This window comes from Frondihabitans sucicola, from assembly GCF_030296615.1.
GTDB classification, from domain to species: domain Bacteria; phylum Actinomycetota; class Actinomycetes; order Actinomycetales; family Microbacteriaceae; genus Frondihabitans; species Frondihabitans sucicola.
The window spans coordinates 1832448-1855341 of record NZ_AP027732.1; the positions used below are offsets into that span (position 1 = coordinate 1832448).

27 protein-coding genes and 1 pseudogene are annotated in these 22894 nt (G+C 64.4%); 17 read left to right on the plus strand and 11 right to left on the minus strand.

All coding sequences use genetic code 11. From position 1 onward, the window contains the following. Nucleotides 1-112: 112 nt before the first annotated feature. Nucleotides 113-688, minus strand: a complete 576-nt coding sequence (locus QUE79_RS09450) for a uridine kinase family protein (RefSeq protein WP_286346435.1) — start codon at nucleotides 686-688, stop codon at nucleotides 113-115. Between the two features lie 224 nt (nucleotides 689-912). On the opposite strand from QUE79_RS09450, the gene QUE79_RS09455 reads away from it, so the two are divergent. Genes QUE79_RS09455 through QUE79_RS09465 form a run of 3 tightly spaced genes read left to right on the plus strand, consistent with a single transcriptional unit; the run spans nucleotide 913 to nucleotide 2593 of the window. Beyond that, nucleotides 913-1440 carry an RNA polymerase sigma factor gene (locus QUE79_RS09455; RefSeq protein ID WP_286346436.1) on the plus strand — a complete coding sequence of 176 codons (528 nt, stop codon included), beginning with the start codon at nucleotides 913-915 and terminating at the stop codon, nucleotides 1438-1440. Beyond that, nucleotides 1428-2468: a CU044_5270 family protein gene (locus QUE79_RS09460; RefSeq protein WP_286346437.1), complete on the plus strand. Its 1041-nt coding sequence runs from the start codon at nucleotides 1428-1430 to the stop codon at nucleotides 2466-2468. The genes QUE79_RS09455 and QUE79_RS09460 overlap by 13 nt, the downstream gene beginning before the upstream one ends. Beyond that, on the plus strand, nucleotides 2465-2593 hold the full coding sequence (locus tag QUE79_RS09465; RefSeq protein WP_286346438.1) for a hypothetical protein: 129 nt from the start codon (nucleotides 2465-2467) through the stop codon (nucleotides 2591-2593). Before QUE79_RS09460 ends, QUE79_RS09465 begins: the two co-directional genes overlap by 4 nt. Nucleotides 2594-2711: 118 nt before the next feature. Here QUE79_RS09465 and QUE79_RS09470 read toward each other — a convergent pair whose 3' ends face one another. The 3 genes from QUE79_RS09470 to QUE79_RS09480 all read right to left on the minus strand — a co-directional run bounded on the left by QUE79_RS09470 (nucleotide 2712) and on the right by QUE79_RS09480 (nucleotide 4382). Next, nucleotides 2712-2897 (minus strand): hypothetical protein, encoded by a 186-nt coding sequence (locus QUE79_RS09470; protein ID WP_286346439.1) that lies wholly within the window; start codon nucleotides 2895-2897, stop codon nucleotides 2712-2714. A gap of 298 nt (nucleotides 2898-3195) precedes the next feature. Continuing rightward, the gene (locus tag QUE79_RS09475; RefSeq protein ID WP_286346440.1) at nucleotides 3196-3744 is read right to left on the minus strand and encodes a patatin-like phospholipase domain-containing protein; all 549 of its coding nucleotides are present in this window, start codon (nucleotides 3742-3744) and stop codon (nucleotides 3196-3198) included. Next, nucleotides 3741-4382 (minus strand): hypothetical protein, encoded by a 642-nt coding sequence (locus QUE79_RS09480; protein WP_286346441.1) that lies wholly within the window; start codon nucleotides 4380-4382, stop codon nucleotides 3741-3743. The genes QUE79_RS09475 and QUE79_RS09480 overlap by 4 nt, the downstream gene beginning before the upstream one ends. 653 nt (nucleotides 4383-5035) lie before the next feature. Between QUE79_RS09480 and QUE79_RS09485 the strand changes: the two genes are divergently transcribed. Beyond that, entirely contained in the window at nucleotides 5036-5569 is a 534-nt protein-coding gene (locus tag QUE79_RS09485) for a hypothetical protein (RefSeq protein WP_286346442.1), read from the plus strand. Between the two features lie 461 nt (nucleotides 5570-6030). Here QUE79_RS09485 and QUE79_RS09490 read toward each other — a convergent pair whose 3' ends face one another. Continuing rightward, entirely contained in the window at nucleotides 6031-6261 is a 231-nt protein-coding gene (locus tag QUE79_RS09490) for a hypothetical protein (RefSeq protein WP_286346443.1), read from the minus strand. A gap of 439 nt (nucleotides 6262-6700) precedes the next feature. After that, nucleotides 6701-7213 carry a GNAT family N-acetyltransferase gene (locus tag QUE79_RS09495; RefSeq protein WP_286346444.1) on the minus strand — a complete coding sequence of 171 codons (513 nt, stop codon included), beginning with the start codon at nucleotides 7211-7213 and terminating at the stop codon, nucleotides 6701-6703. Between the two features lie 304 nt (nucleotides 7214-7517). Between QUE79_RS09495 and QUE79_RS25445 the strand changes: the two are divergent. The 3 genes and pseudogenes from QUE79_RS25445 to QUE79_RS09505 all read left to right on the plus strand — a co-directional run. Further along, a pseudogene (locus QUE79_RS25445) lies at nucleotides 7518-7634 on the plus strand (helix-turn-helix domain-containing protein); the annotation flags it as partial. A gap of 54 nt (nucleotides 7635-7688) precedes the next feature. Then, the gene (locus QUE79_RS09500; RefSeq protein ID WP_286346445.1) at nucleotides 7689-8162 is read left to right on the plus strand and encodes a hypothetical protein; all 474 of its coding nucleotides are present in this window, start codon (nucleotides 7689-7691) and stop codon (nucleotides 8160-8162) included. After that, nucleotides 8159-8668: a hypothetical protein gene (locus tag QUE79_RS09505; RefSeq protein WP_286346446.1), complete on the plus strand. Its 510-nt coding sequence runs from the start codon at nucleotides 8159-8161 to the stop codon at nucleotides 8666-8668. The genes QUE79_RS09500 and QUE79_RS09505 overlap by 4 nt, the downstream gene beginning before the upstream one ends. 146 nt (nucleotides 8669-8814) lie before the next feature. On the opposite strand, the gene QUE79_RS09510 is transcribed toward QUE79_RS09505, so the two are convergent. Both QUE79_RS09510 and QUE79_RS09515 read right to left on the minus strand, forming a co-directional pair. Beyond that, complete coding sequence (locus QUE79_RS09510) at nucleotides 8815-9042, minus strand: cold-shock protein (protein ID WP_286346447.1); 228 nt, start codon at nucleotides 9040-9042, stop codon at nucleotides 8815-8817. A gap of 103 nt (nucleotides 9043-9145) precedes the next feature. Continuing rightward, on the minus strand, nucleotides 9146-10030 hold the full coding sequence (locus QUE79_RS09515) for a LysR family transcriptional regulator (protein ID WP_286346448.1): 885 nt from the start codon (nucleotides 10028-10030) through the stop codon (nucleotides 9146-9148). A 128-nt stretch (nucleotides 10031-10158) separates the two neighbouring features. Between QUE79_RS09515 and QUE79_RS09520 the strand changes: the two genes are divergently transcribed. The 3 genes from QUE79_RS09520 to QUE79_RS09530 are packed head-to-tail and all read left to right on the plus strand — an operon-like array spanning nucleotide 10159 to nucleotide 12877. Then, nucleotides 10159-10872, plus strand: coding sequence for an SDR family oxidoreductase (locus tag QUE79_RS09520; RefSeq protein WP_286346449.1), 714 nt, complete (start codon nucleotides 10159-10161; stop codon nucleotides 10870-10872). Continuing rightward, nucleotides 10869-11669: an SDR family NAD(P)-dependent oxidoreductase gene (locus QUE79_RS09525; RefSeq protein WP_350271675.1), complete on the plus strand. Its 801-nt coding sequence runs from the start codon at nucleotides 10869-10871 to the stop codon at nucleotides 11667-11669. The genes QUE79_RS09520 and QUE79_RS09525 overlap by 4 nt, the downstream gene beginning before the upstream one ends. Beyond that, on the plus strand, nucleotides 11666-12877 hold the full coding sequence (locus QUE79_RS09530; protein WP_286346450.1) for an MFS transporter: 1212 nt from the start codon (nucleotides 11666-11668) through the stop codon (nucleotides 12875-12877). Before QUE79_RS09525 ends, QUE79_RS09530 begins: the two co-directional genes overlap by 4 nt. A gap of 22 nt (nucleotides 12878-12899) precedes the next feature. Here the strand turns inward: QUE79_RS09530 and QUE79_RS09535 are convergent, their stop codons facing one another. The 3 genes from QUE79_RS09535 to QUE79_RS09545 form a co-directional block, all read right to left on the minus strand. Further along, complete coding sequence (locus QUE79_RS09535; protein ID WP_286346451.1) at nucleotides 12900-13517, minus strand: TetR/AcrR family transcriptional regulator; 618 nt, start codon at nucleotides 13515-13517, stop codon at nucleotides 12900-12902. A gap of 37 nt (nucleotides 13518-13554) precedes the next feature. After that, complete coding sequence (locus QUE79_RS09540) at nucleotides 13555-14037, minus strand: nuclear transport factor 2 family protein (RefSeq protein WP_286346452.1); 483 nt, start codon at nucleotides 14035-14037, stop codon at nucleotides 13555-13557. 152 nt (nucleotides 14038-14189) lie between these two features. Beyond that, complete coding sequence (locus tag QUE79_RS09545) at nucleotides 14190-15209, minus strand: LacI family DNA-binding transcriptional regulator (protein WP_286346453.1); 1020 nt, start codon at nucleotides 15207-15209, stop codon at nucleotides 14190-14192. Nucleotides 15210-15427: 218 nt separating this feature from the next. Here QUE79_RS09545 and QUE79_RS09550 point away from each other — a divergent pair, with 218 nt between their 5' ends. The 7 genes from QUE79_RS09550 (at nucleotide 15428) to QUE79_RS09585 (ending at nucleotide 22709) form a co-directional block, all read left to right on the plus strand. Then, nucleotides 15428-17137, plus strand: coding sequence for a glycoside hydrolase family 127 protein (locus QUE79_RS09550; protein WP_350271676.1), 1710 nt, complete (start codon nucleotides 15428-15430; stop codon nucleotides 17135-17137). Further along, the gene (locus QUE79_RS09560; protein ID WP_350271693.1) at nucleotides 17080-17406 is read left to right on the plus strand and encodes a hypothetical protein; all 327 of its coding nucleotides are present in this window, start codon (nucleotides 17080-17082) and stop codon (nucleotides 17404-17406) included. The genes QUE79_RS09550 and QUE79_RS09560 overlap by 58 nt, the downstream gene beginning before the upstream one ends. A gap of 103 nt (nucleotides 17407-17509) precedes the next feature. Next, the gene (locus QUE79_RS09565; RefSeq protein WP_286346455.1) at nucleotides 17510-18826 is read left to right on the plus strand and encodes an ABC transporter substrate-binding protein; all 1317 of its coding nucleotides are present in this window, start codon (nucleotides 17510-17512) and stop codon (nucleotides 18824-18826) included. A 2-nt stretch (nucleotides 18827-18828) separates the two neighbouring features. Beyond that, the gene (locus QUE79_RS09570; RefSeq protein WP_286346456.1) at nucleotides 18829-19773 is read left to right on the plus strand and encodes a carbohydrate ABC transporter permease; all 945 of its coding nucleotides are present in this window, start codon (nucleotides 18829-18831) and stop codon (nucleotides 19771-19773) included. 142 nt (nucleotides 19774-19915) lie between these two features. Then, a complete protein-coding gene (locus QUE79_RS09575) occupies nucleotides 19916-20683 on the plus strand; it encodes a carbohydrate ABC transporter permease (RefSeq protein WP_286346684.1) in 768 nt (255 codons plus the stop codon). After that, nucleotides 20611-21735: an alcohol dehydrogenase catalytic domain-containing protein gene (locus QUE79_RS09580; RefSeq protein ID WP_286346457.1), complete on the plus strand. Its 1125-nt coding sequence runs from the start codon at nucleotides 20611-20613 to the stop codon at nucleotides 21733-21735. The genes QUE79_RS09575 and QUE79_RS09580 overlap by 73 nt, the downstream gene beginning before the upstream one ends. Beyond that, a complete protein-coding gene (locus tag QUE79_RS09585) occupies nucleotides 21729-22709 on the plus strand; it encodes a Gfo/Idh/MocA family protein (protein ID WP_286346458.1) in 981 nt (326 codons plus the stop codon). Before QUE79_RS09580 ends, QUE79_RS09585 begins: the two co-directional genes overlap by 7 nt. The last annotated feature ends 185 nt before the right edge of the window (nucleotides 22710-22894 follow it).

The following is a 22894-nucleotide window of genomic DNA, read 5'->3' on the forward strand; positions in this document are numbered from 1 at the left end:
GTTGAATCTAGATCCGGCATGTGGCGACGATACAGCCGTCCTGTCCGACGGCATCGGCCGTAATTGAAGGTCAGTTTGAGGTCACCCGTGCAGCGACGGCCAGAGCGGCGCCCTATCGTGCCGTTGAAACGAGAATTTCTGCGTGGTCCCGAGGTGCGAAGAGTGAATCGAAGTCCCGTTCGTTGGGTATCCAGACGTTTTGCCAGAGCGAGGTGTGTTCGCGTCCGAGAGCGGCGTCGCGTGCCATGCCTCGCTCGGATGCGGTCGTGAGGTCGACGTCGCACCAGATGGTGAGATCCAGCGCAGGTAGGGCTTCCGGATGGAATAGGCCGATGAGATCGATCACGAAGATTTCGGCGTTGGGAACTGGTTCGGGGTGGCCGAGCCGAGACTTGGACCAGTCGTAGCGCTGGAACGTGCTCGGTCTTCCCTCGCGGACGGGGAGGAATACATCCGAAACGAGTCGTGCCCGATCGACTCCGTCCCAGTTCGAGGATCGTGAATGGGATCGTTTCGGATCGAGGAAGTCGTCCCCGCGGAGTCGGTAGGCGCCGGGCAGCGTGTCGGTCAGGCGGCGAGCGAGGGTGGACTTTCCCGATCCGCAATATCCGGAGATTCCCACGACGAGAGGTCGCCCGAGTGAGACATACCTTTGACTGACGAGACCGAGAATTTGACTGTCGTCCACGCACCGAGACTACAAGTGCCTGCTCGCCGCATGACCGCGAAAGAACCCTCTACGGTCAGCTCACGGCCGCGTCGTGGGCCAAGCGTGGGAGTGCGTCCGCGGCCTCATCTTCAGTTAGGTTCGGTGAGTTCGGAAACTGCCGTGAACTTAATTGCTTCGGATCGCCAATATCAGTTGTGAGTAGCGATAGCGAGATCATCGAACGGTCGAGGGACACCCCGGCGGTGTTCAGCGAGCTGTACGACCGTCACGCTGCGACGATCCACCGATACGCCGCCCGGCGCGTCGGTCCGCAGGTGGCCGAAGATGTCATGTCCGAAACCTTCCTCGTCGCCTTCGAACGGCGCGGAGACTTCGACATAACCCGAGATAACGCGGCGCCGTGGCTCTATGGAATCGCCACGACGCTGTTGAAACAGCACGCCCGCCAGGAAGCACGTTCTTGGAAGGGTCTGCTGGCCGAGAGCGGCGCTCAGGTCGGGCACGACGAGACCATCGCTTCAGACTCCAGGCTCGACGCACGGAACGAGATGAAACGCCTTGCGTCGAGTCTGAAGAAGATGAATCCCGGCGATCGGGATGTTTTGCTGCTGCACGCCTGGGCCGACCTTGGGTACGAGGGCATCGCTCAAGCGTTGGACCTGCCAATCGGCACGGTCCGCTCACGATTGAACCGGGCGAGAAAAGTTCTCCGCACGGCAACCGACCGGGGCGCAGCCCTGAAGCTAGAAGGTGCGAAATGGACGAGCTGAGCACGCTCCGCAACACCCGAGCCGATGTAGCCCCACCCACGCGGGAGGCCCTTGAACGTGGGCGAGCTGCCCTTTTCGAGAGGATCGAGAACGGAACGCCGTCTCGGCAGCCCGACCAGCGTATCAGGCGGCGACGCCTCGGTGTTGTCGTGGCCGGCGCCGGCGCCCTTGCAGTGGCGCTCGTCATGACGGGTGTCGTCGTCCCCCAGCTGGGCGCGGGTTCCTCCGCTCAGGCAGCCGCGCTGCTGACGACCGCCGCGCAGGCCACGATCACCGCAAAAGATCCCGTCGTGGGCCCCGGCCAGTACCTCCAAATAGACACGACCATGAGGGGACTTTCGACCGGGATTGAAACCTCAGGCGAAGCCGTCACATGGATGGAGGGCACGCACAATGTTCTCTATATTCCCTCTGACCGGAACAGCACGTGGATCTGGGACCGGCACCTGATCGCCCCCTTCGCGTTCCAGAACGCGGCCGCGAAAACTATGGCGCTCGAGGACTTCGCGGCCCAGAGGGGCAACGCCGACACCGACTCCATCGTCCGAGGTGCCGGAGGCAAGTTCTACGGCACCGCGGCTCCGGCCGCCAACGACTTCTTCGGCACAGACACCGTAACAAAGTCGCTCGACCAGCTGCCCACCGATCCAGCAGCCCTCCGCGAGTACCTGCGAAAAACGTGGAACACGGGAGCCTCCGGCTCGGAGGAACAGGATGCATGGGTTCGCATCACACAGCTCCTCGAAGATGGGACAGCTACCGCCAAGCTCCGCTCGGCCCTGTATCAGGTTGCCGCCATGATCCCCGGCATCTCGATCACCAATAACAGCACCACCCTCGATGGTCGTACAGGCACGGCCATCGGCCGCACCGTCGACGGAGTCCGCTCGGACATCATTATCGATCCCAGCGACGGCGACTTCATCGGCGGCCGCACGGTCACGCTTACACCGCTCTACGGATGGCCGGCGGGGACGTCCACCGAGTCAAGCAGCGTCACCACAAGCGTCGTGGACACAGCACCGTGAGCGCCGAAAGCGCGATCGCCACGCCGAACGCCGCGTCGTCGGCCGGGACGGTGATCGATCCTGCAGCGCTCGAGCTGCCGCCCACGGAAGCAATCGACATCACCTCTTGGCTCCACGAGATCTGAGGCCTCCTCGCCGCCCGCAGGCATCGCGCCCGTGGCCGGCAATGTCGATGCAAAATGGGACGGCGTCCGAAACGAGCCCGCTAGCTGTACTGCTGCCGCGCTTGCAAGCGTCAGTCGCTCATGACGTGATCGCGCTGACGATGTTGACGATGGCCACGACGACTCCACACAGGAGAAGGCCACCAAGGAGAAGCCTCAGCCGACCAAACGGTTCGTCGTCCCTCCGCTTCCAGGGCTTGCGAATCGAATAGACGACCGCGGGTAAGACGAGCACGAATATGAGAATCAACAGGAGGTTGCTCACGCGCAGGGGACCGTTCCATTGTCTGGTGTTGAGAAATCGAGAATCGTGTTTGATTTTCGCGCCGTCCAGCGCCCCGCGGGGTTCCTTGGACCACCCCTCGCCTTGTGGGCTGGTTAGAGGCGAGGTGCACGAGGCTCGCACCGATCAGCCACGCAAGTCCGAGGCCAACGCGGAGAGCGCCGACGGTATAGGTGTGAGGGAACGCCAGTTCGACAACTCCGAGGACCAGAAAAGTCAGCCCGAAGAACACGAACACCACGATCAGCACTTTTCGGGTGGCTTTATCCATGTGCACTCATCAAGCGTTTTCCTGTGGGGCAGCGTTGAGCTGGTCCGTGAGCACGCGGATGCGTCGCAGTTGGAAAAGACCTTGCCACGTCGAGAAGACAGTCATGACCGCGAAGAAAACGACTTCTGCCCACATCCTCCATCCGCCCCTTCCGGAGGCGAGAACGACGAACCCTAGCGCGAGGAGCCCCGGGTAAAGGACCAAGCCGGCGGTTGTGAGGACTTTCCAGAATTTGCGCGACCGGTCGAGCTTGGAAAGCCATTCGGCGGAGTGAACGTTATCGGGTAGGTGGCCCTTCTGTAGGGCCTTGTTGACGCGCTGCCCGAGAGTGATTGACGGGCTGGCGCTTCGCCGTTTGGTCCACATGGCCAACACCGTGAAGGCGATGCCGAGGAGCACTCCGAATACGACTCCTATAACAAGCGCCTGACGGAGGGATGTGCCCGCGAACATTGATAGGCCAACGATGAGGGCGCCCATGACAAGGCCGGCGCCGACGCCAACGAGGCCAGAGGGAACGTGAGCGAAAGGTGCTCGGAATTCGTTCTCGTCGGTCATCGCGGCTGACCGCCGTGTTGGTCCATGAACCGGCCCGCTTTTCGGTAGAGCACAACGAACTGGACAGCCACCACGACGAACGAAAGCGACACTGCAAGCTCGAGGAGCTTGATGATCAACTCATTCGAACCAACCGCGGTGGCAATCGCCAGAAGGACCGCAGCGGAGTAGATCGGCGCTATGCCGAGCGTCGCGCGACGGTTCTGGTTCGCAATGGCGACGACCACGAAAAGGTGCTCCGTGTCGGGAGCCACTTTCCCACTGATTTGTCTCCTGACGCCTTTCTTCTCTTGACGGTTCAGAGGGCTTGCGACTGCGCGCCACCGGGTGATGTAGTGCCCGGTGCGTTTGGCCCAGACGAAGCCCACGACCCCAACCACCAAACCAAGGCCGAGGAATACGAATTGGGCGATCAGTTGCTGCGAGCTGCCATCGCTGCTGGAATCCCCGCCAGAAGATGACTTCGGAAGGAACAAGAGCGCCACTACGAAACCGGTGATCCAGGACGCAGCCATGAGGATGACGATTCGGAGAAGAATGCGGGCCCTGCGTTTGGGGAAGCCATCATCGCTAACACCTTCTGCAAGTTGCGCGGCAGCAGCCCAACGGGCATCGCTGTACCGTTTGAGATCAGTCAAGGGAACTCCGTTGTTCGGGCAACAGGATGATTTGGAGCATACCGGCGCAGCGGCGACGAACCACCTCACGAAAAAAGGCGACGACGAAGCAACGGGAACGGAAGCCGGACCCGTACCGTTCGGGAAAGGGGTCAGGCGGAGGGGAATCATCAGCGGGCACGCAATCCGGAAGTCCTCGCGATTGTGCCGATGCTTCGAACCACCTCATTGAGGAGTCGCAGACCTGGTGCCGAATCCAAGTCAGCAGTACTGTCATCGAGCGGTGTTCATCCGCGATCTCACACGCCGGACACTGCACGCCGGATGGGAGCGGCCCCTCGCCCTCCAAGTGCATCAAAATGACTGACGCTCCGACGGCCTTGAAGCCGTCTGACTCTTCGCTCCGGTTCACCTTTCGTATCGTCGGCCGCGGATGGCTCGATACCGATCTCAGCTCTGCAGATCAACACGTAGGCATCTCAGCGTCTTATCTCTCCGACGCCCTTCCGCTACTCCTCGACGCACTACGTCGGGCCTGTGCAGGTGGACAGCGTTCCGAGACGAGATGGCAAGAAGAGCCGGGGTGTTACCGCTGGGAATTTCTCCCGAAACAGGACCGGATGCGTCTACGAGTCTTGAGGTCGCCTGATTGGAACGTACCTCCCGAAACCATCGTGTTCGAGTACGAGGGCCTCAGGCAGGATCTCGTTCTGGCCGTGCTGAACGGCTGCAACGACCTTCTCGACGACATAGGCGAGGTCCGTTACTTCCAGGAGTGGGGAACCCGCTTTCCCTTGGCGGAGCTACGGTGTCTCCAGCGGGCGGCGGGCCTTCCGGTGATGGCCCAGCGGCCGCCGGACCCGAACGCGACGCCGCCGGAGCCCTTGCGCGACGAAATTGCTAAGCGGTGGGAGGCGACGCTCCTGCGCCAGACAAATCCTAATAAGACCTCTGCTTGGGTCGAGGATCAACAACGGGCCGGTAAGCATGGGGAAGCCATCACGGCCGGTCTTCGGGAGTTAGCGAAGCTCCGCGACGTACCTCAGGAGAAGACGAAGGAGTATCAGAGGGCAGTTCAGGAATACGTCGTCTGGGTCATGCGCGTGGCCCAACGCCACGACGATGACCCGGTGCAGTGGCGTGGTCCTGCGGAACGGCTCTGGGAGTCAGTGCGCACTAGACCTGCGTCCCGAAAACTCAGCGACTGAACGGACTCCTACATCTCGATCGGGATTCGCTCTATCGCGCGAGCCCCAATAACGATCGCCGTGACATCCGGGTCCGCTGTCGGTTCGGGTGACTCCGAGCGCTGGCCGGACCTTCACCGTGCGGGTATGTTGCGGCGTCCGATGGTGTGCCCTGCCCAGAACGAGAGAAGGACGAGGCCGACTGCGATCAGCGCGGTCCCGTAGGACTGGAGGGACGGCCCGGTAGTGGGCCGGAATGTCGTGTGACTAAGAGGCGCATAGGCGAACCAGCCGAAGGTAGCCGGGTGAAGGGCCGCCCATATCCGGAAGACCACACCGGTTGCAAGGCACGCCGTGCCGAGCAGGGGCAGAAGTGCTCGGCGGATGGCACCGGCTGGGGGCCGTGACGGTCCGGTGTCTGTTTCATCGTTCATGCGCTATTCCGAGGTCGGGGTGTCGTCGCGCACGTGCCGCATTGTCCCTCATGAGTTCTCGATGGTGTCCGAACCGTGGGGTTTCCGGTTGCCTTGGTAGCGGGGTTCCCACTGACCGGTTCTCTCGAACAGGCGAACGGTTTTGTAGTGACTGTTCAGGGCACGGAGGATCGCGGTGCGGATGATGAGGTACCCGATGAAGATCGCCAGAGCTGCGATGACGATGTAGGCGACGAGGCCCCCGACGACGAACCCGTATCCAGCTGAATCGGTAAACATGGATTTCCCCTTTGGTGTGGCTTGATCGTATCGATCCAGTTAGGACATCGCGAGGACGTACATTCTGGGCGTCCTTGGCCGTGCGGTTCCGGGGGCCGGAGGAACGCAGATGGTGGCTCTTGCGGTGCAGGGTGAGTCGCGGTGTACTGCTGCCGTGTCTTTCTTCGAACCTCATTCGGGCACACGCCTCGCCGATGTTGGTGCGCCGAGGAATGTCCCTGCTTCTGGGGCTCCCGGATCACCTGGCTCGGACCGAGACTGATCACGGGGCCTGGGGAGGCCTCTGCCTGGCTCCGTGGTTTCGACGCCCTGTGGTCCGCGGTTGAATGATCGGAGGCGTCGCGATCTGCGCGACCTATGAGTGCGCAGCCGCGTACGTTTATGCATGGGTTCTCCATCGTTAAAAGCTCGCCGCGTGGCGACGTCTGCGTGGGAACAGCTATCGGACCATCCGAAGCTCGATGAGGTTCGAATCCCTGGGGTCGACGAATTCCGCTCCGTCGAAGGCGAAGCCGTTCCGTTCGTAGAACGCTGTCGCTCTGTCGTTGCCCTGCAACACCCAAAGCTGCGCTGGACGGCCACCGATCACCGAATCGTGGAGCGCTTGACCTGCGCCAGTTCCTTGTTGCTGCGCTAAAAGGTAGATCGAGAAGAGCGTGATCGGGCGCGCCGCGGGAAAGCCATGCTCCGCATCGACACCGATCGACTCGCCAGAGTTCGCGAAGCCGACGATCCTCCCGCCGGTCTCCGCGACTGCGAGGAAGCCAGGACGGGGGTCGAGCTGCAAGTAGGTTGACCAAAACGCGGCGCGTCGCTGAAAGGCGTCCTCGGAGAAGAAGCGCTCGTTGAGAACGCCCGCGTATGTTTCGCGCCAACTATCAACGTGAACGCGGGCGATACCCGTAGCGTCGTCGACCACGGCATCCCGGACGGCCACTACCTGACTGGTCATGCAAGGACAGTATCCCGGCACGGGCGACTTGCGGCCCATCTTGTCGCAGCCGTCACCGGTTGTTACAAAGCGGAACGTCTAGCGCCCGGCTGGCTTGGAGGACCACGTCCGGCGGGTCATCAGTTGCCCCAGGCAGGGGCTCAGCCGCGTGGGAGGAGACTCCATCCCGTTTGAGAAGGAGTCTCCGTGAACAGGGGAACCTGCGTCGTTCATCGACGAGCGGGTCGGGGCGTATCGAGCGCGGGTGGTCAAACGCGCGCTTGACTTTATACACATCCCTACCGCTACCGGTATGCTTGTGTGCATGCCCGAAGAGAGCGTTGCTGAGTTCGCCAGGCGTGAGGGAGTGTCCCCTCGTCGGGTGCGCGCGCTCATCGAGCAAGGCGCCATCCCGGCCCGCCGGGTGGGTAGGCAGTGGCTCATCGACCAGTCCTCCGCGCACCGCCCCGCAGCCTCCCGCCCGCTAGCCAACCGGATGCGCGCCAACCTCCTCGCGATCCTCTCCGGAGATGCCCCTGAAGGGCTTTCGGCATCCGAACGCGCACGCCTCCGCCGCTACCTCAACGAACTCATGCACAGCCCCGATCCGGACCGCATCCTTAGTGCCTGGGTCCGCGAGCAGGCGCTTCTGAAGCTCCAGGTCGCTGCCAGCGACCTCGCCGATCTCGCCGCCGATGAACGCATCGTCAAGTCCGGATTCAGCGATCCGCGCGCCGAGATCGCCGCCGCGGGCCAGCTCGAAGCTCGCGTCGCCAAGGATGATGCCGCCGCGATCCGCCGCGAATACCTGCTCCGCCCATCCGAGAGGCCCAACGTCCTCCTGCACCTCGCCGACGAGAGACCACCGTCACCCCTGCCCCTCGGGCTTCTCCTCGTAGACCTCGCGCACCATGACGGCGTCCGCGAGCGATCCCGCGTAGTCGAACTCCTCCGAAAGGTCGACGCTTGACCGTCACCGCCCCAGCCATGACTCCCGCCCAGGCCGAGGCGTGGCACGCGCTCTTCAAGGTCTACAAGGCGCACCCGGAGGGCTCGTGGAACCTTTACCGCCCGCTTCAGGGTGCTCATGACGGTCCGACTACTGCGGGTGGCCGCAGCGTCCGTGACAGACTTCGGTTCATGTGGCTCTCGAAAGATGGCGTCGTGAACATCGTTCACGGACGTGCTCCGGAGTTCTTCGTGGAATCCGAGTCGTACGTACTGCTGGCGCACGCCACGGACGAGGAACTCGAAGAAGTCCTCCTCGCACTCGAGTCCGTCGACGAAGATACCCATGAGGCGACCGACAAGCTCAGCTGGACCGTCGAGGAACTCGCCTTCGAGGACCGGGAGCTTCCGGAAGGCTGGCTGATCTGCTTCGATCCGGGTGATTGGTCTTTGGCGAAGAGAATCGACGACGTCCTTCGAGCCGTCGAATTGAGGTGGCGACTCGACGCCTCGAGCGTTCTGGAGTAAGTCATCTGGAACATCCAGGATGAACGTCGCGGGTCTTGGTTGAGGCGGCTTATCAGGAGGGTCAAGCCTCTTAGATCAGCTACCAGCGACAGCACATAGCCGACGGCCAACCACACAAGGACCCTCCGCGTGCAGATGGTCGCGGCTTAGGTAAGGATGGCTACTTCTTGGGCGCGGTAGACATATCCGTCTTGGCCGTCGGGGAACGGCTCAAGGGTGAACTCCACGCTCTGTCCCTCGTGGAGGTCGAGACAACCCTCTCCGATGAGATTGGCGAAATGTGCGAAGACGTCGGATGGCGCTGCCTCGGTTCTGAGGGCGCCCCAGCCCTCATCCGCATTCCACAGAACGACGATTCCTCGTACGTGCTTCATCCCTCGAGCATATGGGCGCGTGCGCAGTCGGAACCTTCAGCGTGCTGTGAAATGCGGCGGCGCCTGCCGCGTTGCCTTGTGCGCCGATTCGCGTGTCTACGGCTCAGCCAGCGAGGGCGTTCTCGGTTTGGCCGATGGCTGCGGTGATGAAGCGGTCCCGGATGGGATCGAGGTCGTCGGCGCGCCAGAGCAGGCACACTCGGCTCGGCGCAAATGCTACGGCGGGAACGACGACGACGTCGGGCCGTCGATAGGCCGCGGTCGTGGACCGCGGAAGGACGATGAACCCGCGGCCTGCGGCGACGAGTTCGAGTTTTTCTTCGACGGTGTCGGCGGCCGGACCAGCTGCGGCATCCCGGCGACGTGACGGAGAGGCCTCGGCGAGCCACTCGGGCGCCACGGCTGCATCCTGCAAAAGCAGTTCATTGCGGAGGTCGGACGGGGTGATGCTGCTCTGGCTTGCGAGGCGGTGCCCAATGGGAAGGACGACATCGCGGGGTTCTTGGACCAGCTCTCGGACGACGAGACCAGGTAGCTCCGGTAAGTCGCGCGCGTAGGCGACGTCGACGGCGCCGGAGCGGACGGAGTCGACCTGGTTGTTCCAACCGAGTCGGATGACGTTGACACGGCACCCAGGGACGTCGTCCTGGAAGTCGGAGATCGCGCGCGTGGCGAGCAGCCCGGGCATGACGCCGACAAGTAGCTCCAGGTCGGAGTGCTGGAACCGGGCCAGACGCCTGCGGATGAGGGAGGCGTCGTCGAGGACGATTCGGGCGTCGATGAGGAGCTGCGCGCCGGCGCCGGTCAGGGTCGTGCCGTGTGAGTCGCGGAGCAGGAGAGCGATGTGCAAGTCGTCTTCGAGGGCACGGATTTGCCGAGAGAGGACGGGCTGGGCGATGTGCAAGCGTTCGGCAGCTCGTCCGAAGTTGAGTTCTTCGGCCACGGCGACGAAGTAGCGAAGCTTGCGCAGGTCCAGGTCGGCGGGCATGTCCACCATCCTCGCCGTCGCGGCTGGCGATGTCCATCGGGTATCACCAAGGACGGAATGAGTCTTGGACAGGCCGCGGCGCTCTGACGATGCTTGAACCCGTCAACCGCTGAAAGGAACCCCACTCCATGTCACTCTCAGAATCGCGCGTTCTCCTCGTCGGAGGTACCTCTGGCCTCGGTCTCGCCACCGCGAAAGCACTGGAAGCCCACGGCGCAGTGCCGATCGTTGCGAGCCGCAACCCGGAAAGCGTCCGCCGTGCCCTCGAAGAGCTGACGTATGCCGAGGGCATAACCGTCGACCCGACGAACGAGGAAAACCTCCAGGACCTCGTCGGGCGCGTCGGCGACTTCGACCACCTCGTCTACACGGCCGGGGAGCCCCTCGCGCTCGTGCCGCTGGCCGACCTCACTTCGGAGAGAATCGCCACATTCCTTCAGACCCGCCTCCTCGGCGCGGTCGCCACCGTCCGTGCTTTCGCCCCGCATCTTCGTCTCGGCGGTTCCATCACACTCGTCACGGGCACTGCGGCGGAACGGCCTGGTGCGGGGTGGGCTCTCGGGGCGATCGTCTGCGGAGCCGTCGTCTCGCTCACTCGGCAACTCGCCATCGAACTGGCACCGATCCGGGTGAATGCCGTCATGCCCGGCGTGACTCGCAGCCCCCTCTGGTCGGGCTTCAGTGAGGCAGAGCAGGACGCGATGTTCGAATCGATGAGTGGGCTCCCGCTGGGTCGAGCCGGCGAGGTCGACGACGTCGCGCGCGCGTTCGTGTACGCCATGGAGCAGCAATACGCGACCGGCACGATCCTCACGGTCGACGGCGGGTCGATGCTCGTATGAGCGTGCAACGCATCCTCGTCACCGGGTCCGCTGACGGCCTCGGCCTCGCCACCGCGCGAGACCTCATCGCACGCGGCCACCAGGTCACCGCCCACGCCCGCACTGCTCAGCGAGCCGACACCCTGAGGCGCCTCCTGCCTGACGCGGATTCGGTCGTCGTCGCCGAGGCGGCCGACTTCTCGCAGATCCGCACGATGGCCGAATCGCTCAACTCCACAGGTCCCTTCGATGCGGTGGTCCACAACGTCGGCATCGGCTACCGAGAACCTCGACGAATCCAGACCGTCGATGGACATGCTCACGTGTTACAGGTGAACGTCCTCACGCCGTACCTTCTCACCGCGCTCCTCACTCGGCCTCAGCGCCTCGTGTGGCTCAGCTCCGGGCTGCATCGCGACGGTCACGCATCCCTGGACGACCTTGACTGGAGCGGACGTCCTTGGAACGGGTTCGAGGCCTATGCCGACAGCAAGCTCTTCGACGCCGTCCTCGCCGCGGGTATCGCCAGGCGGTGGCCCGGAGTGGCTTCCAATGCCCTTGAACCCGGATGGGTGCCGACGAAAATGGGTGGCCCCTCCGCACCGGACGACATCGAACTCGCCCACGTCACCCAGGTGTGGCTTGCCGAAGCCGCCGACCCGGCCGCGCGGCGAACCGGGAACTACTGGTTCCACCAAGACCCCGCCCCCACACATCCCGCCGTCTACGACCCGCCGTTCCAGGACGCCCTCCTCGATGCCTGTCGGCGACTCACCGGTGTCACCCTGCCCGACCTCACCCCGAACGGATTCTCATGACCACGGCAACATCTCCCGTCACCTCCACGGCGACTCCGCCCCGCAGCGTCGTCCTGCTCCTCTCGATCGCGACCGGCGCGATCGCCGCGAACCTGTACTACGCGCAATCGTTGCTCGACGTGATCGGACACGATCTGCACGCACCCGGTGGGGCCGGCGTCCTCGTGACCGGTTCCCAGATCGGGTTCGCACTCGGGCTGATTCTGATCCTCCCGGCGGCCGACCGGTTCGAGGGTCGCCGGCTGCTGACGCTCCTCCTCGGAATCGATGTCCTGGGACTCGTCGGTGTCGCGGCCTCGCCGAGCCTCGGCATCGCCCTCGCGGCTTTTGCCGTCGTCGGCGCCGCGAACGTCGCCGCGCAGCTGCTCGTCCCCGCCGCGGCCAACCTGGCCTCCGACGCCGACCGTGGCCAAGTCGTCGGGACCGTCATCTCGGGCCTGCTCGTCGGAGTTCTCGTCTCCCGCACGGTCTCGGGCGTCCTGGGGCAGCTGATCGGTTGGCGTGGCGTGTTCCTTATCGCGGCGGGTCTCACCGTCGTGGTCCTGCTCGCGCTGCGCAGGATCCTGCCTCCCCAGCCGGGTACCTCGACCGCACGCTACGGCTCCCTCCTCCTGTCAGGTCCGCGCCTGCTGCGTCAGCACCGCACCCTGCGACTCCGCGCCGTCTTCGGAGGACTCGGATTCGCGGCATTCAGCGCCTTCTGGGCGACCGTGTCGCTGCACCTCAGCGGCGCCCCGTTCCATCTCGGCTCAAGCCTCATCGGTCTCATCGCCTTGCTGGGCGCCGCCGGTGCCATCGTCGCCGACCTGATCGGACGCATCCGCCACCCCGAACGCTCGAGGCACACCCTTCTGGCAATCCTCGTCACCGGCGCAGCCTTCGGACTGCTTTCGGCGGGCGCGGACTCCCGTGCTGCGATCCTGGTCGGGCTGGTCATCCTCGACATGGGGGTTCAAGGAATCCATGTCCTCAGCCAACGGCAGATCTACGAACTGGACGAGGCCGCTCGGAGTCGGATCAACAGCGTCTACATGACGTTCTACTTCGTCGGTGGCGCTGTCGGCTCCGCTGCCGCCACGACCGCCTGGACCCTCGACGGCTGGACCGGTGTGTGCGCAGTGGGCACTGTGATCGCCGCCGCCGCACTTGTCCTCTGGGCAGTCTCGACGCCCCGCACCGGGCGGCTACAGCGAGCCGAATCGCTGTAGGCGCCCAGGTGGCGGCGCTGCCCTACCGGTCGGACGACGGCAGAGGGCTTTCGCGGATGATGTCCTCGAGCTCACGACTTCTTAGTGGGCGGGACTTGACCACGGCAGCCTGGTTCGTGAAACCGGCCAGCAAGAACTCCGTGTGTCGCCTCCAGGCGATGTCGTCGTCCACCCCGGCCACGTCTATCACGCCTGCGATCGACCACAGGGCAACTGCTATGTCTTCTGGTGTCAGGTCAGGACGCACGGTCTCGGCGCTGATCGCCGCCATCAGGAGACGGGCTTGTGACAGTCGGGACGACGCCACCAGGCTCGTCGTGGCAGGAGAACTCCAGATACGTGAGAGCGTCCCCCGGTTCGCCTGAAGAACCCGGCCCACCTCGTCGAAGTAGTCGAAGAGTCCCCGTCCGTCGGGATCCTGTTCGTGCCGCTGCGCGATCGCAATGACCTCGCTGAGAAGGCGTCGGACGAGTTCGAGAACAAGGGCCTCCTTGTTCTCGAACCGTCGATAGATGGTCCCGAGACCGACGCCTGCGTTCTCGGCGACCACCTCGATGCTCACCTGAAGACCGTCACGGGCGAAGGTGGACCTGGCCGCATCGATGATGCGTGCCAGGTTCGCCTCCGCGTCCGCCCGCATCCGTCGAGGCGGCGGCCCCGATCCCGCGCCCTGCGAATCAGGCAACGAGCGCTGCCACATCGGCCAGGAACGACGGGTTGCCGGTGGCGTGGGTCGGCCGGAGACGCACGGACGTGATCTTCCATCCATCCGGCTGTCGGTGCAGGTGGTGAGTGCCCTTACCGAAGATCGTCCACGTGTTGACCTCCGGGCCTTCACCGAGGGCAGGATGCACGTGCAGAGCCTGCTCGTAGAACGTCACCACGGCGTCATCTCCGTCGATGGAAGCGACGACACTGCTGATCATGTGCTGCGTCACCGCCACCGGGCCGATCGTTGCGGCCGCGGAATCGCGTAGATCGTTGCGACTGATGCGACCGCCTGCCGGGCCGTCGTCGGATGCTGTGTCGTTCACGCCGCCGAAGTCCACTTCCACCAGCTCGGCGTGCAGGTCTCGGTAGGCATCGAAATCTTTCGCGTCGGGCGCCGTGAACGACGACAGGACGATCTGGGTTACCGCGACGACATCTTCACTCTTCATTATCTGGGTCCATCTCCTAATCGGGAATTAGTTTCCGCTAACGAGTGTAGCGGAAATCAATTTCCGTTTGAAAGTTTTGTGGTCGAATTGGCATTGACGCTTAGCGAGTCGCTCAGCAGAGGGAAGAACCTTTCGCGTACGTGCGACCAGTCTCAGACGCCGCCATCCGTGGACGCGCGGACCACGAGGGTCGGGGTGACCAGCTCGATGCCTGACTGGCTCTTGCCCTCGATCGCCTCGAGCAGTCGCTGTGCTGCGACCTGCCCGACCTGCGACAGGTTCATATCGATCGACGTGAGCGGCGGCCTCGCCCCCTCGGCGATCAGCTGCCAGTTGTCGGTGCTGCTGAGCGCGATGTCGGAGGGAATCGAGCGTCCGGCGTCGCGAAGCGCCTCGGTGACTCCTCGGGCGATCAGATCGCTCCCACAGTGAATTGCATCGATGTCGGGGTTCGATCGGAGAAGGATCTGCGCGGCCTGACGCCCCCAGGCCTCGCTCCAGGAGCCGGCCAGCACTCCGCCCGCGATCGTCGTACCCGCCTCTTCGAGCGCGTGCGCCAGCCCTTGCGCCCGGCGACGAACGGCGTCGAACGACGAGGGCCCTGTGATGTGGCCGATGCGTCGACGCCCCAGTCCGATCAGGTGGTCTCCGGCCAGCCGTCCCGCCGCGACGTCGTCGACGACGACAGAGCAGTCATCCGGATCGCTTGAGGGGGTCAGGGCATAGACAACCGGCGTCGATGCGTCTACGGAGATAGGTTTCCGCGGGTTCGAGCTGCGGCCGGTGACAATGATGCCGTCGACACGTCGACCCAGGAGTACCTCGATGTAGTGGCTCTCGCGGATCGGGTCGTCGCGAGAGTCGCAGAGGAAGACTGAGATGCGGCCGGCGCCGAGGGCGTCTTCGGCGCCGAGCATGACCGGGACGCTGAAGCGCTCGAAGCTGTCCGTCGTGATCATGCCCACGGTGAAGCTCCGGCGGTTGAAAACGCTTTTCGCGAGTTCGTTGGGGCGGAAGCCCAGCTCACGGGCAGCCTGCTCGATGCGCGCTCGAGTCTCATCGGAGACCTGACCGCTGCGATTAAGCGCCTTCGAGACCGTGCCGGGAGACACTCCTGCCGCGACGGCAACGTCACGAACGGTCGACCTTCGGGGTGGATCCTTCTGCGGCATGCTCTCCTCCTGGGAGGAGTCTATGACATGTTTCCGGAAACGAACTGTGACGCGATAGGTGGGATCGAGGAGTAGTTTGTTCGGTCTGCAGGGGAGAACGGCGCGTGTGCGCGCAGATTACGGAAACACCCGGAAACATGTTGCGGTGAGCATGGGATCGTGCCACCATCAGTCCCAGTCGGCGGCGACCCGCTGGCTCCAGCGAACGGAGATGACCTATGACCAGCGAGACGATGTCGTCCCTGCACCCAGCCGGTGTCGATACGGGTGGGCCTGTTGCGCCGTTCAGCGACGATCTGGTCCGGTATCCCGTGCCGTTCGGCGCGGTGCGTCTGGGCGACGGACTGCTCGGTCGCCTGCAGGAGAGCAACGCGGCGACGTCGATCCGTGAGGGCGACACGCATCTCGCCGACGAGCACGCCTGGGAGAACTTCCACAATGCCGCCGAGCATCGCAGAGGCGTGGAGTACCACGGACCCGTCTTTGAAGACGGCGAGGTCTACAAGTGGCTCGAGGCCGTCGCCTGGGAGGCCGGCCGGTCTCACGATCCTGAGCTCTCGACCTGGCTCGACAGGTACACGGCCTTCATCGCCGCTGCGCAGGCCGAGGACGGCTATCTCAACACGTACTTCGAGGTGTCGGGCGAGCGCACGGAGCGCTACGAGATCCTCGAGTGGGACCACGAGATCTTCAACATGGGCGCAATGATCCAGTCGGCCGTCGCGCAGTTCCGCGCGACGGGAAAGACGGGCCTGCTCGACGTCGCCCGCAAGGCGGCGAACCACCTCGATCGCACCTTCGGCCCGAACAGGCGGCAGGGCACGTGCGGTCACCCCGTCATCGAGATGGCTCTGGTCGAGCTGTACCGCGCGACCGGTGAGCGTCGCTACCTCGATCTGGCGAAGTTCTTCGTCGAGGTCCGCGGGCACGAGATCCTCGACAAAGAGTTCGGACACTTCGGCTCCACGTACCTGAGCGACAGGGTGCCCGTCCGCGAGACCGTCACGCCCGAGGGACACGCCGTCCGTGCCGTCTACCTGGCCGCGGGTGCCACCGACGTCGCCATCGAGACGCACGACGACGAGCTCCTGCGCGCCCTCGCCGTCCAATGGGACAACATGGTCGGCTCGAAGATGTACCTCACCGGCGGTCTCGGCTCTCGCTGGGACGGCGAGGCCTTCGGCGACCCGTACGAGCTGCCCTCCGACCGTGCCTACGCAGAGACCTGCGCGGCCATCGCGAGCATGCAGTGGAGCTGGCGGCTCTATCTCGCAACCGGCGACAGCAAATACGTCGATCTCATCGAACGGCAGCTCTACAACGCCGTTCTGCCGGCGATCTCGTACGAGGGCGACGCCTACTTCTACGTCAACGCGCTCCAGGTACGCGAGGGCGCGCAGGTCGACGACCCCGGTCAGCGCAACCCCGCGCACGGCAGGCAGCACTGGTTCGGCTGCTCGTGCTGCCCGACGAACATCATGCGCACACTGGCGTCCGTCCACCAGTACGTCGCATCGTCGAACGCCCACGGCATCAGGATCGAGCAGTTCACCTCCGCCGCCCTTGACCTCGAGACCGGGGTCGGCCTCGCACGGCTGATGATGGAGACGCGGTACCCCTGGTCGGGCGAGATCGCCATCACCGTCGAGAGCGGCCCGGCAGACGCCTGGGAGCTCGGAATCCGGATCCCGGCCTGGGCCGAGGGTGCGACGGTCACCGTCGACGGCGTCCCGTCGGAGACCCCGCGGGAGCCTATTTCACCGCTGAGCGCGCATGGACGCCCGGCACGGTCGTCCGGGTCTCGCTGCCGTTCGCACCGCGACTCACCCGCGGCAACCCCCGGATCGACAACGTCCGCGGCTCCGTCGCCATCGAGCGCGGCCCGCTCGTATACGCGATCGAGCAGGTCGACCAGGAGCCCGGCGTGACGGTCGATGACCTCAAGATCACGCGTCCCGCCCTGAGTGACCTCGACGCCCCGGACTTGTTCGGCGGCATCCCAGTCGTCACCTTCGAGGGCACCTCGAGACCGCTGGATCCACGGGCTTACTCAACGAACGGCACGGCGACCGGCTCCGCGGCGGACCCGACCATCGGCAGGCCATCACCGGACTCGTACGCGATCGCAGCCATCCCGTACTTCCTGTGGGCCAATCGCCACGTCGGCCCGATGAAGGTGTGGATCCCCGAGGTCTGACACACCCGCCCCACGAACGCGCGCCCGGTCCGGCGTCGCGTCGCTCCCGAGCGCCCTGAATCACCCCCAGTGCACCACCAGCACCATTCGATCAAGGAGGATCATGGTCCAGACACGACGAGCACGTCGAATCACGACGCTCATCACCGCGACCACCGTCACCGCCCTCGTGGCGGTCGGCACGGCGGGCTGTTCGACCGCTCAGAAGGCCGAGCCGCTCGGCGCGAAGAATCCGACGGGCACTATCCAGCTTTGGGAGAGAGCCGGGATCGACCCGTGGACCAAGAAGGTCGTCGCGGCGTTCAACGCGTCGCACAAGAACCTGAAGGTCGTGCTCACCAGCATCAACGATGCGCAGATCAACACCAAGCTGTCAACGGTGTTCCGCACGAACAACGTGCCGGACGTGGTCCTGGCCGATGACGTCGATGGGCTGCCGTACATCCAGAGCGGCAATATGGCGAACCTCACCTCGCAGCTCGACGCCTCGGGGATGAAGAGCGACCTGAGCGCCCCGCAACTGAAGCTGGCGACGCTGAACGGAAAGGTCTACGGCACGCCCGCCGTCCTGGATGCCTCGGTGCTCTTCTACAACAAGGCCCTGTTCGCCAAGGCCGGCCTCACGGCACCGCCGTCGACTCTCGACGAGCTCGTCACCGACGCGCAGAAGATCCGAGAGCTGGGGAGTTCGACCTACGGCTTCAACTTCGCCGGCAACTGTGCCGGCTGTCTCACCTTCACCGTCCTGCCGAGCCTGTACGCCGACAAGAGCGATGTCTTCACGGGTAGCGACCTCACCAAGCAGACCGCGACTATCGAGGGCAATACGGTTCTGCAGAAGACTCTCCAGGCGTACCAGACCATCTGGAAGGACGGCCTCGCGCCAAAGTCCGTACAGTCGGACAACGGCTCGCTGTGGAACAAGAATTTCCTCGGCGGGAACATCGGCATGGCGACCGGCGGTCTCGGCACCTACTCCGCGGCGTCGGCGGCAATGAAGAAGAACATCGGCATTGCACCGATCCCGGGCGCGACCGGCGGAATCAGCACATACATCGGTGGCGCCAACTTCGGGATCCCCGCCAAGGCGAAGAACCAGGCCGGAGCGTGGGAGTACATCAAGTTCGCCTCCGGCAAGAAAATGCAGGCCCTCCTGCCGTCTGCCGGATTCGCACCGATCCGTAATGATCTGGTGAACGACAAGTCTTTCACCTCGGCGAATCCCGAGGTGGTGCCCGGGCTCACCGCCGCCGCGACCGGCTCGGCCCCCTTCACGCTTTACCACAACCAGCTCTTCTCGCTCGAGGCGGGCCCGTGGCAGACGATGTTCACGAAGGCGGTCTTCGGCGGCGACGTCGCGGGTGCGATGAAGCAGGGCCAGACCGGCTTCACCAGCGTGCTCAGCGGAAGCGGCAACTGACCATGAGCACTCTGACAAGACATGAATCGACGGCGAGTCGGAGTGCCACCGCGACGGCCAGGGTGCGGCGCTCGTCGCCCCTGGCCCAGCGCCGGTCGCGAACCGGGTTCCTGCTGACGGTGCCGGCACTCGTGCCCGTTCTGGGCATCGTCATCTTCCCGATTCTGTTCGCGATCTACATCTCGTTGAACAGGTGGCCGCTTTTCGGAGACATCTCGTTCATCGGAATCCAGAACTATCTCCGTCTGGGCAGCGACCCCGTCTTCTTCCAGGCCGTCGGCTTCACGCTCCTGTACACGGCGATCGTCACTCTCCCCGTGCTCGTCATCGGCTACGCGCTGGCGGCGTTCGTTCGAAGCAACCGTCGCGGTGCGATCCTCTTCCGCACCCTGTTCTTCCTGCCCACGGTCGTCGGACTCTCGACGCTGAGTTTCCTGTACCTCGTCGAGCTGCAGCCGGGTTCCGGCACCGTCAACGTGGTCCTCAAGACGGTCGGGTTGACCGACGGCAACACGCCCTGGTTCCTCCACTGGCAGTCCGGGCTCCTCATCGTCAGCGCCCTCGTCGTCTGGTTCGCCGGCGGGACGACGATGATGCTTCTGCTCGGCGGCATGCAGGCGATCCCGACCGAGCTGTACGAGGCCGCGGAGATCGACGGTGCCTCCCGGTGGCAGCGCGAGATGCGGGTGACCGTCCCGCTCGTCAAACGCACCATCGCGATGAGTCTCGTCCTGTCGATCATCGGGTCGTTCCTCGCCTTCCAGCAGTTCCTGATCCTCACCAACGGAGGCCCGGGATCCTCGACGACCACGGTCGTCATGCGCGTCTACCAGGAGGCCTTCGTCAACCAGCAGCTCGGCTCCGCCACCGCGATGGGCGTCGTCGTGATGTTCGCCATCGCCGCACTCACCAGCATCCAGCTTTTCGTCCTACGAGAGAAGGACTGACCATGACCACCACGACGAATGAGCTTCTCTCGACGCAGGAGCTCGGCCTGGCTTCACCGCAGAGGACCCCTCGGCGCAACCGACGCGAATCGCCCGCCCCCTCTTCATCCTGATCGGCATCGTCATCAGCGCCATCTTCGTGATGCCGCTCGCCCTCGCCGTGTTCCGCTCCGTTCAGAGCGCCTCTGAGGTCGTGGCGCCACCGTCGGTGAAGAGCTTCCAGAGGCTCTCCCTCGGTAACTACATCGACCTGTTCACCCACCTGCCGTTCTTCACGTTCCTGCTGAACAGTCTCTTGGTCTCGATCGGCGGAGCCCTCGGTACTGTCGTCCTGGCGTCTCTTGCGGGGTACGGACTCGCGAGGTTCACCTTCCGGGGACAGGGCGTCGTCTTCGGGCTCCTGCTCGTCGCACTGATGGTGCCCTTCCAGGCCCTGCTCACGCCGATCTACCTCGAGTTCAACGCGATCGGTCTGACGGACAGCAGGCTCGGTCTCGTGCTCTTCTACGTAACGTTCAATCTTCCGTTCGGCGTCTTCGTGATGCGGAACACGTTCGCCGCCATCCCGAAGGAGCTCGAGGAGGCCGCCTACATGGACGGCGATACGATCCTCGGCACGCTCTGGCACGTCATGCGACCCATGGCGCTTCCGGGCATGGCAACCACCGTCCTCTTCACCTTCCTCAGCTGCTGGACCGAGTTCCTGGGGGCGTTCTCCTTCCTCACCACCGACGACAAACAGACCTTGCCCGTCGCCCTTCTCAACATCGTGCAGGGGACCTACGGGCAAGTGAACTTCGGTTACCTCATCGCCGGCAGCGTCATCTCGCTGATCCCGTGCGTCGCGCTGTACCTCGCGCTCCAGCGCTACTACGTCCAGGGTCTCGCGGCCGGGGCCGTCAAGAACTGACCGTCCATCCCACACCCAGAAAGGCACGAATCCATGCACAGAACCGCTCCGGCCCCCATTTCGACGGAAACGGCGCGATCGCCGTCAGAGACCACGACTACCGCGATCCCGGCGATGGTGAACTCCTCGTATCCCCGCGCGCCAACGCGCTGTGCGGCACTGACCGCGCTTTCTATTTCGACGGCGCAGGACACGTCCCCGGGCACGAGACCGCCGGCGTCGTCATCGGTGTCGGCCCCGGTACGACGACACCGGTCGGTACCAGAGGCGTCGTGTTCCTGATGGACTACTGCGGTGTCTGCCGTAGCTGCCGCCTCGGCGCGACCAACCAGTGTCTCGACAAGAGGGCCGACATGGGCATCGCCGACGACGGCGGCTACGGCCCCTTCGAGATCGTGCACGAGACGAACTTCTTCCCGGTCACCGACGACATCGAGCTGCCGACCGCAACCATGCTCCTCGACGTCATGGGTACCTCCAGTCATGCTCTCGGTCGCGCCGCACTCGTGCGTCCTGACATCGAGTCGATCTACATCGCGGGAGCCGGCCCCATTGGCATAGGCATCCTCCTTATGGCGAAACTCCGCTACGGCGCCGGTCTGCCCGTGCACATCAGCGACGTTTCGAAGTGGCGACTCGAGTTCGCCGAGAGCTTCGGCGGAATCCCCGTCGACGCGACCGCTCCGAACGCCCTCGCGACCGTCGGCCGCCCCGACGTCGCCTTCGATGCCTCGGGAAAAGAGATCGCTCGTCGGGCCGCGCTCGACATCATCGGCAAGCGCGGGGCGCTCGTCTGCGTCGGACACGGCGAAACCGTGACGGTCGACGTCTCGAACGATCTCCTCGAACCCGAACACGCCGTCCTGGGCAGCGAGTACTTCCGATTCGACGAGCTGGGCGCCAACCTCGAGCTCTTGCGCGAGAATGAGGACTCCATCTCACGGGTCATCACCCACACGTTCCCCGTCGACGAGCTGGACAATGCCTTCGAAACGTTTCTCGGCGGCGAGACCGGCAAAGTCGTCGTGGTTCAGGAAGGAACCCAATGGTGACCCGCGTCGCCGTCGTCGGCCCCGCCGGATGGGGTACCCAACACATCCGGGTCTTTACGGAAAGGCCCGACACCGAGGTCGTCGCAGTCGTGGGACGCGACGCAGGACGCACCGCGGCCGTCGCCGCCCGCGTCGGCGCGAATCCCTATACAGACATCGGCGCGATGGTCGACGGGGAAAGGCCCGATCTGGTGACCGTCGCGCTTCCGAATGAGGCGCACTTCGAACCGACCCGTCGACTCTTGCGCACCGGCATCCCCCTTCTGGTCGAAAAACCGCTTGTGTTCTCGCTCGAAGAGGCCGACGTCCTGCTCGACGAAGCCCGGGCGTCGGGAAGCTTCTTCGCCATCAACTTCAACCATCGCTATGCCGAACCTGTGAAGAGGGCCAAGTCGGCCGTCGATGCCGGATCGTTAGGCGACCTCGTTTTTACGACCTGGCGATTCGGGGGCGAGGCGAATCACGGAGAATCGCCCCATAAGAATCTCATCGAGACCCAGTGTCACGCCTTCGATATGCTCGAGCACCTGCTCGGGCCGATCGTGAGCGTCATGGCTCAGATGACCGACAAGACCTACGGTGCCTACAGCACGGTCGCCCTCGCTCTCGAGTTCGCGAGCGGAGCCGTCGGGACGCTTCTGGGGAGCTACGACTCGTCGTACGCCTACCCGGAGACGCATCGACTCGAGGTGAACGGAACCGCAGGGCGTCTCACCGTCGTGGATACTGTGAAATCGTTCACTCTGTCGCGTGCCGGGGACGAGTCGACGGAGCGCTGGGAGGCCGGCTACTTCAACGACGAGGCGCGCAGCTTCGAGAGGACGTTCGACCGCTACGTCGACGACATGCTCGCCGCGCTCCGTCGAGGGATCGAACCGCCCGTCCACGCCTCCGCCGGCCGTCGCGCACTCTTCCTCGCCATGAAGACCATCGAATCGTTCGACTCCGGAACGCGGAAGGACACCCGGTCATGACCAGCACCGTCTCGCGGCGTCTCTTACGCGCCGGTCGTGAAGTCAGCCCGCCGGGATTCGGCACGTGGGCTGCGGGCGGCCCTCACACTCGGGACGGACAGCCATCGGCTGAGAACCCGTCGATGACGACGAGTCCGAGGAAGACATCCGTGCCGCTCTCGACACGGGAGTCGCGTTCAAGGACG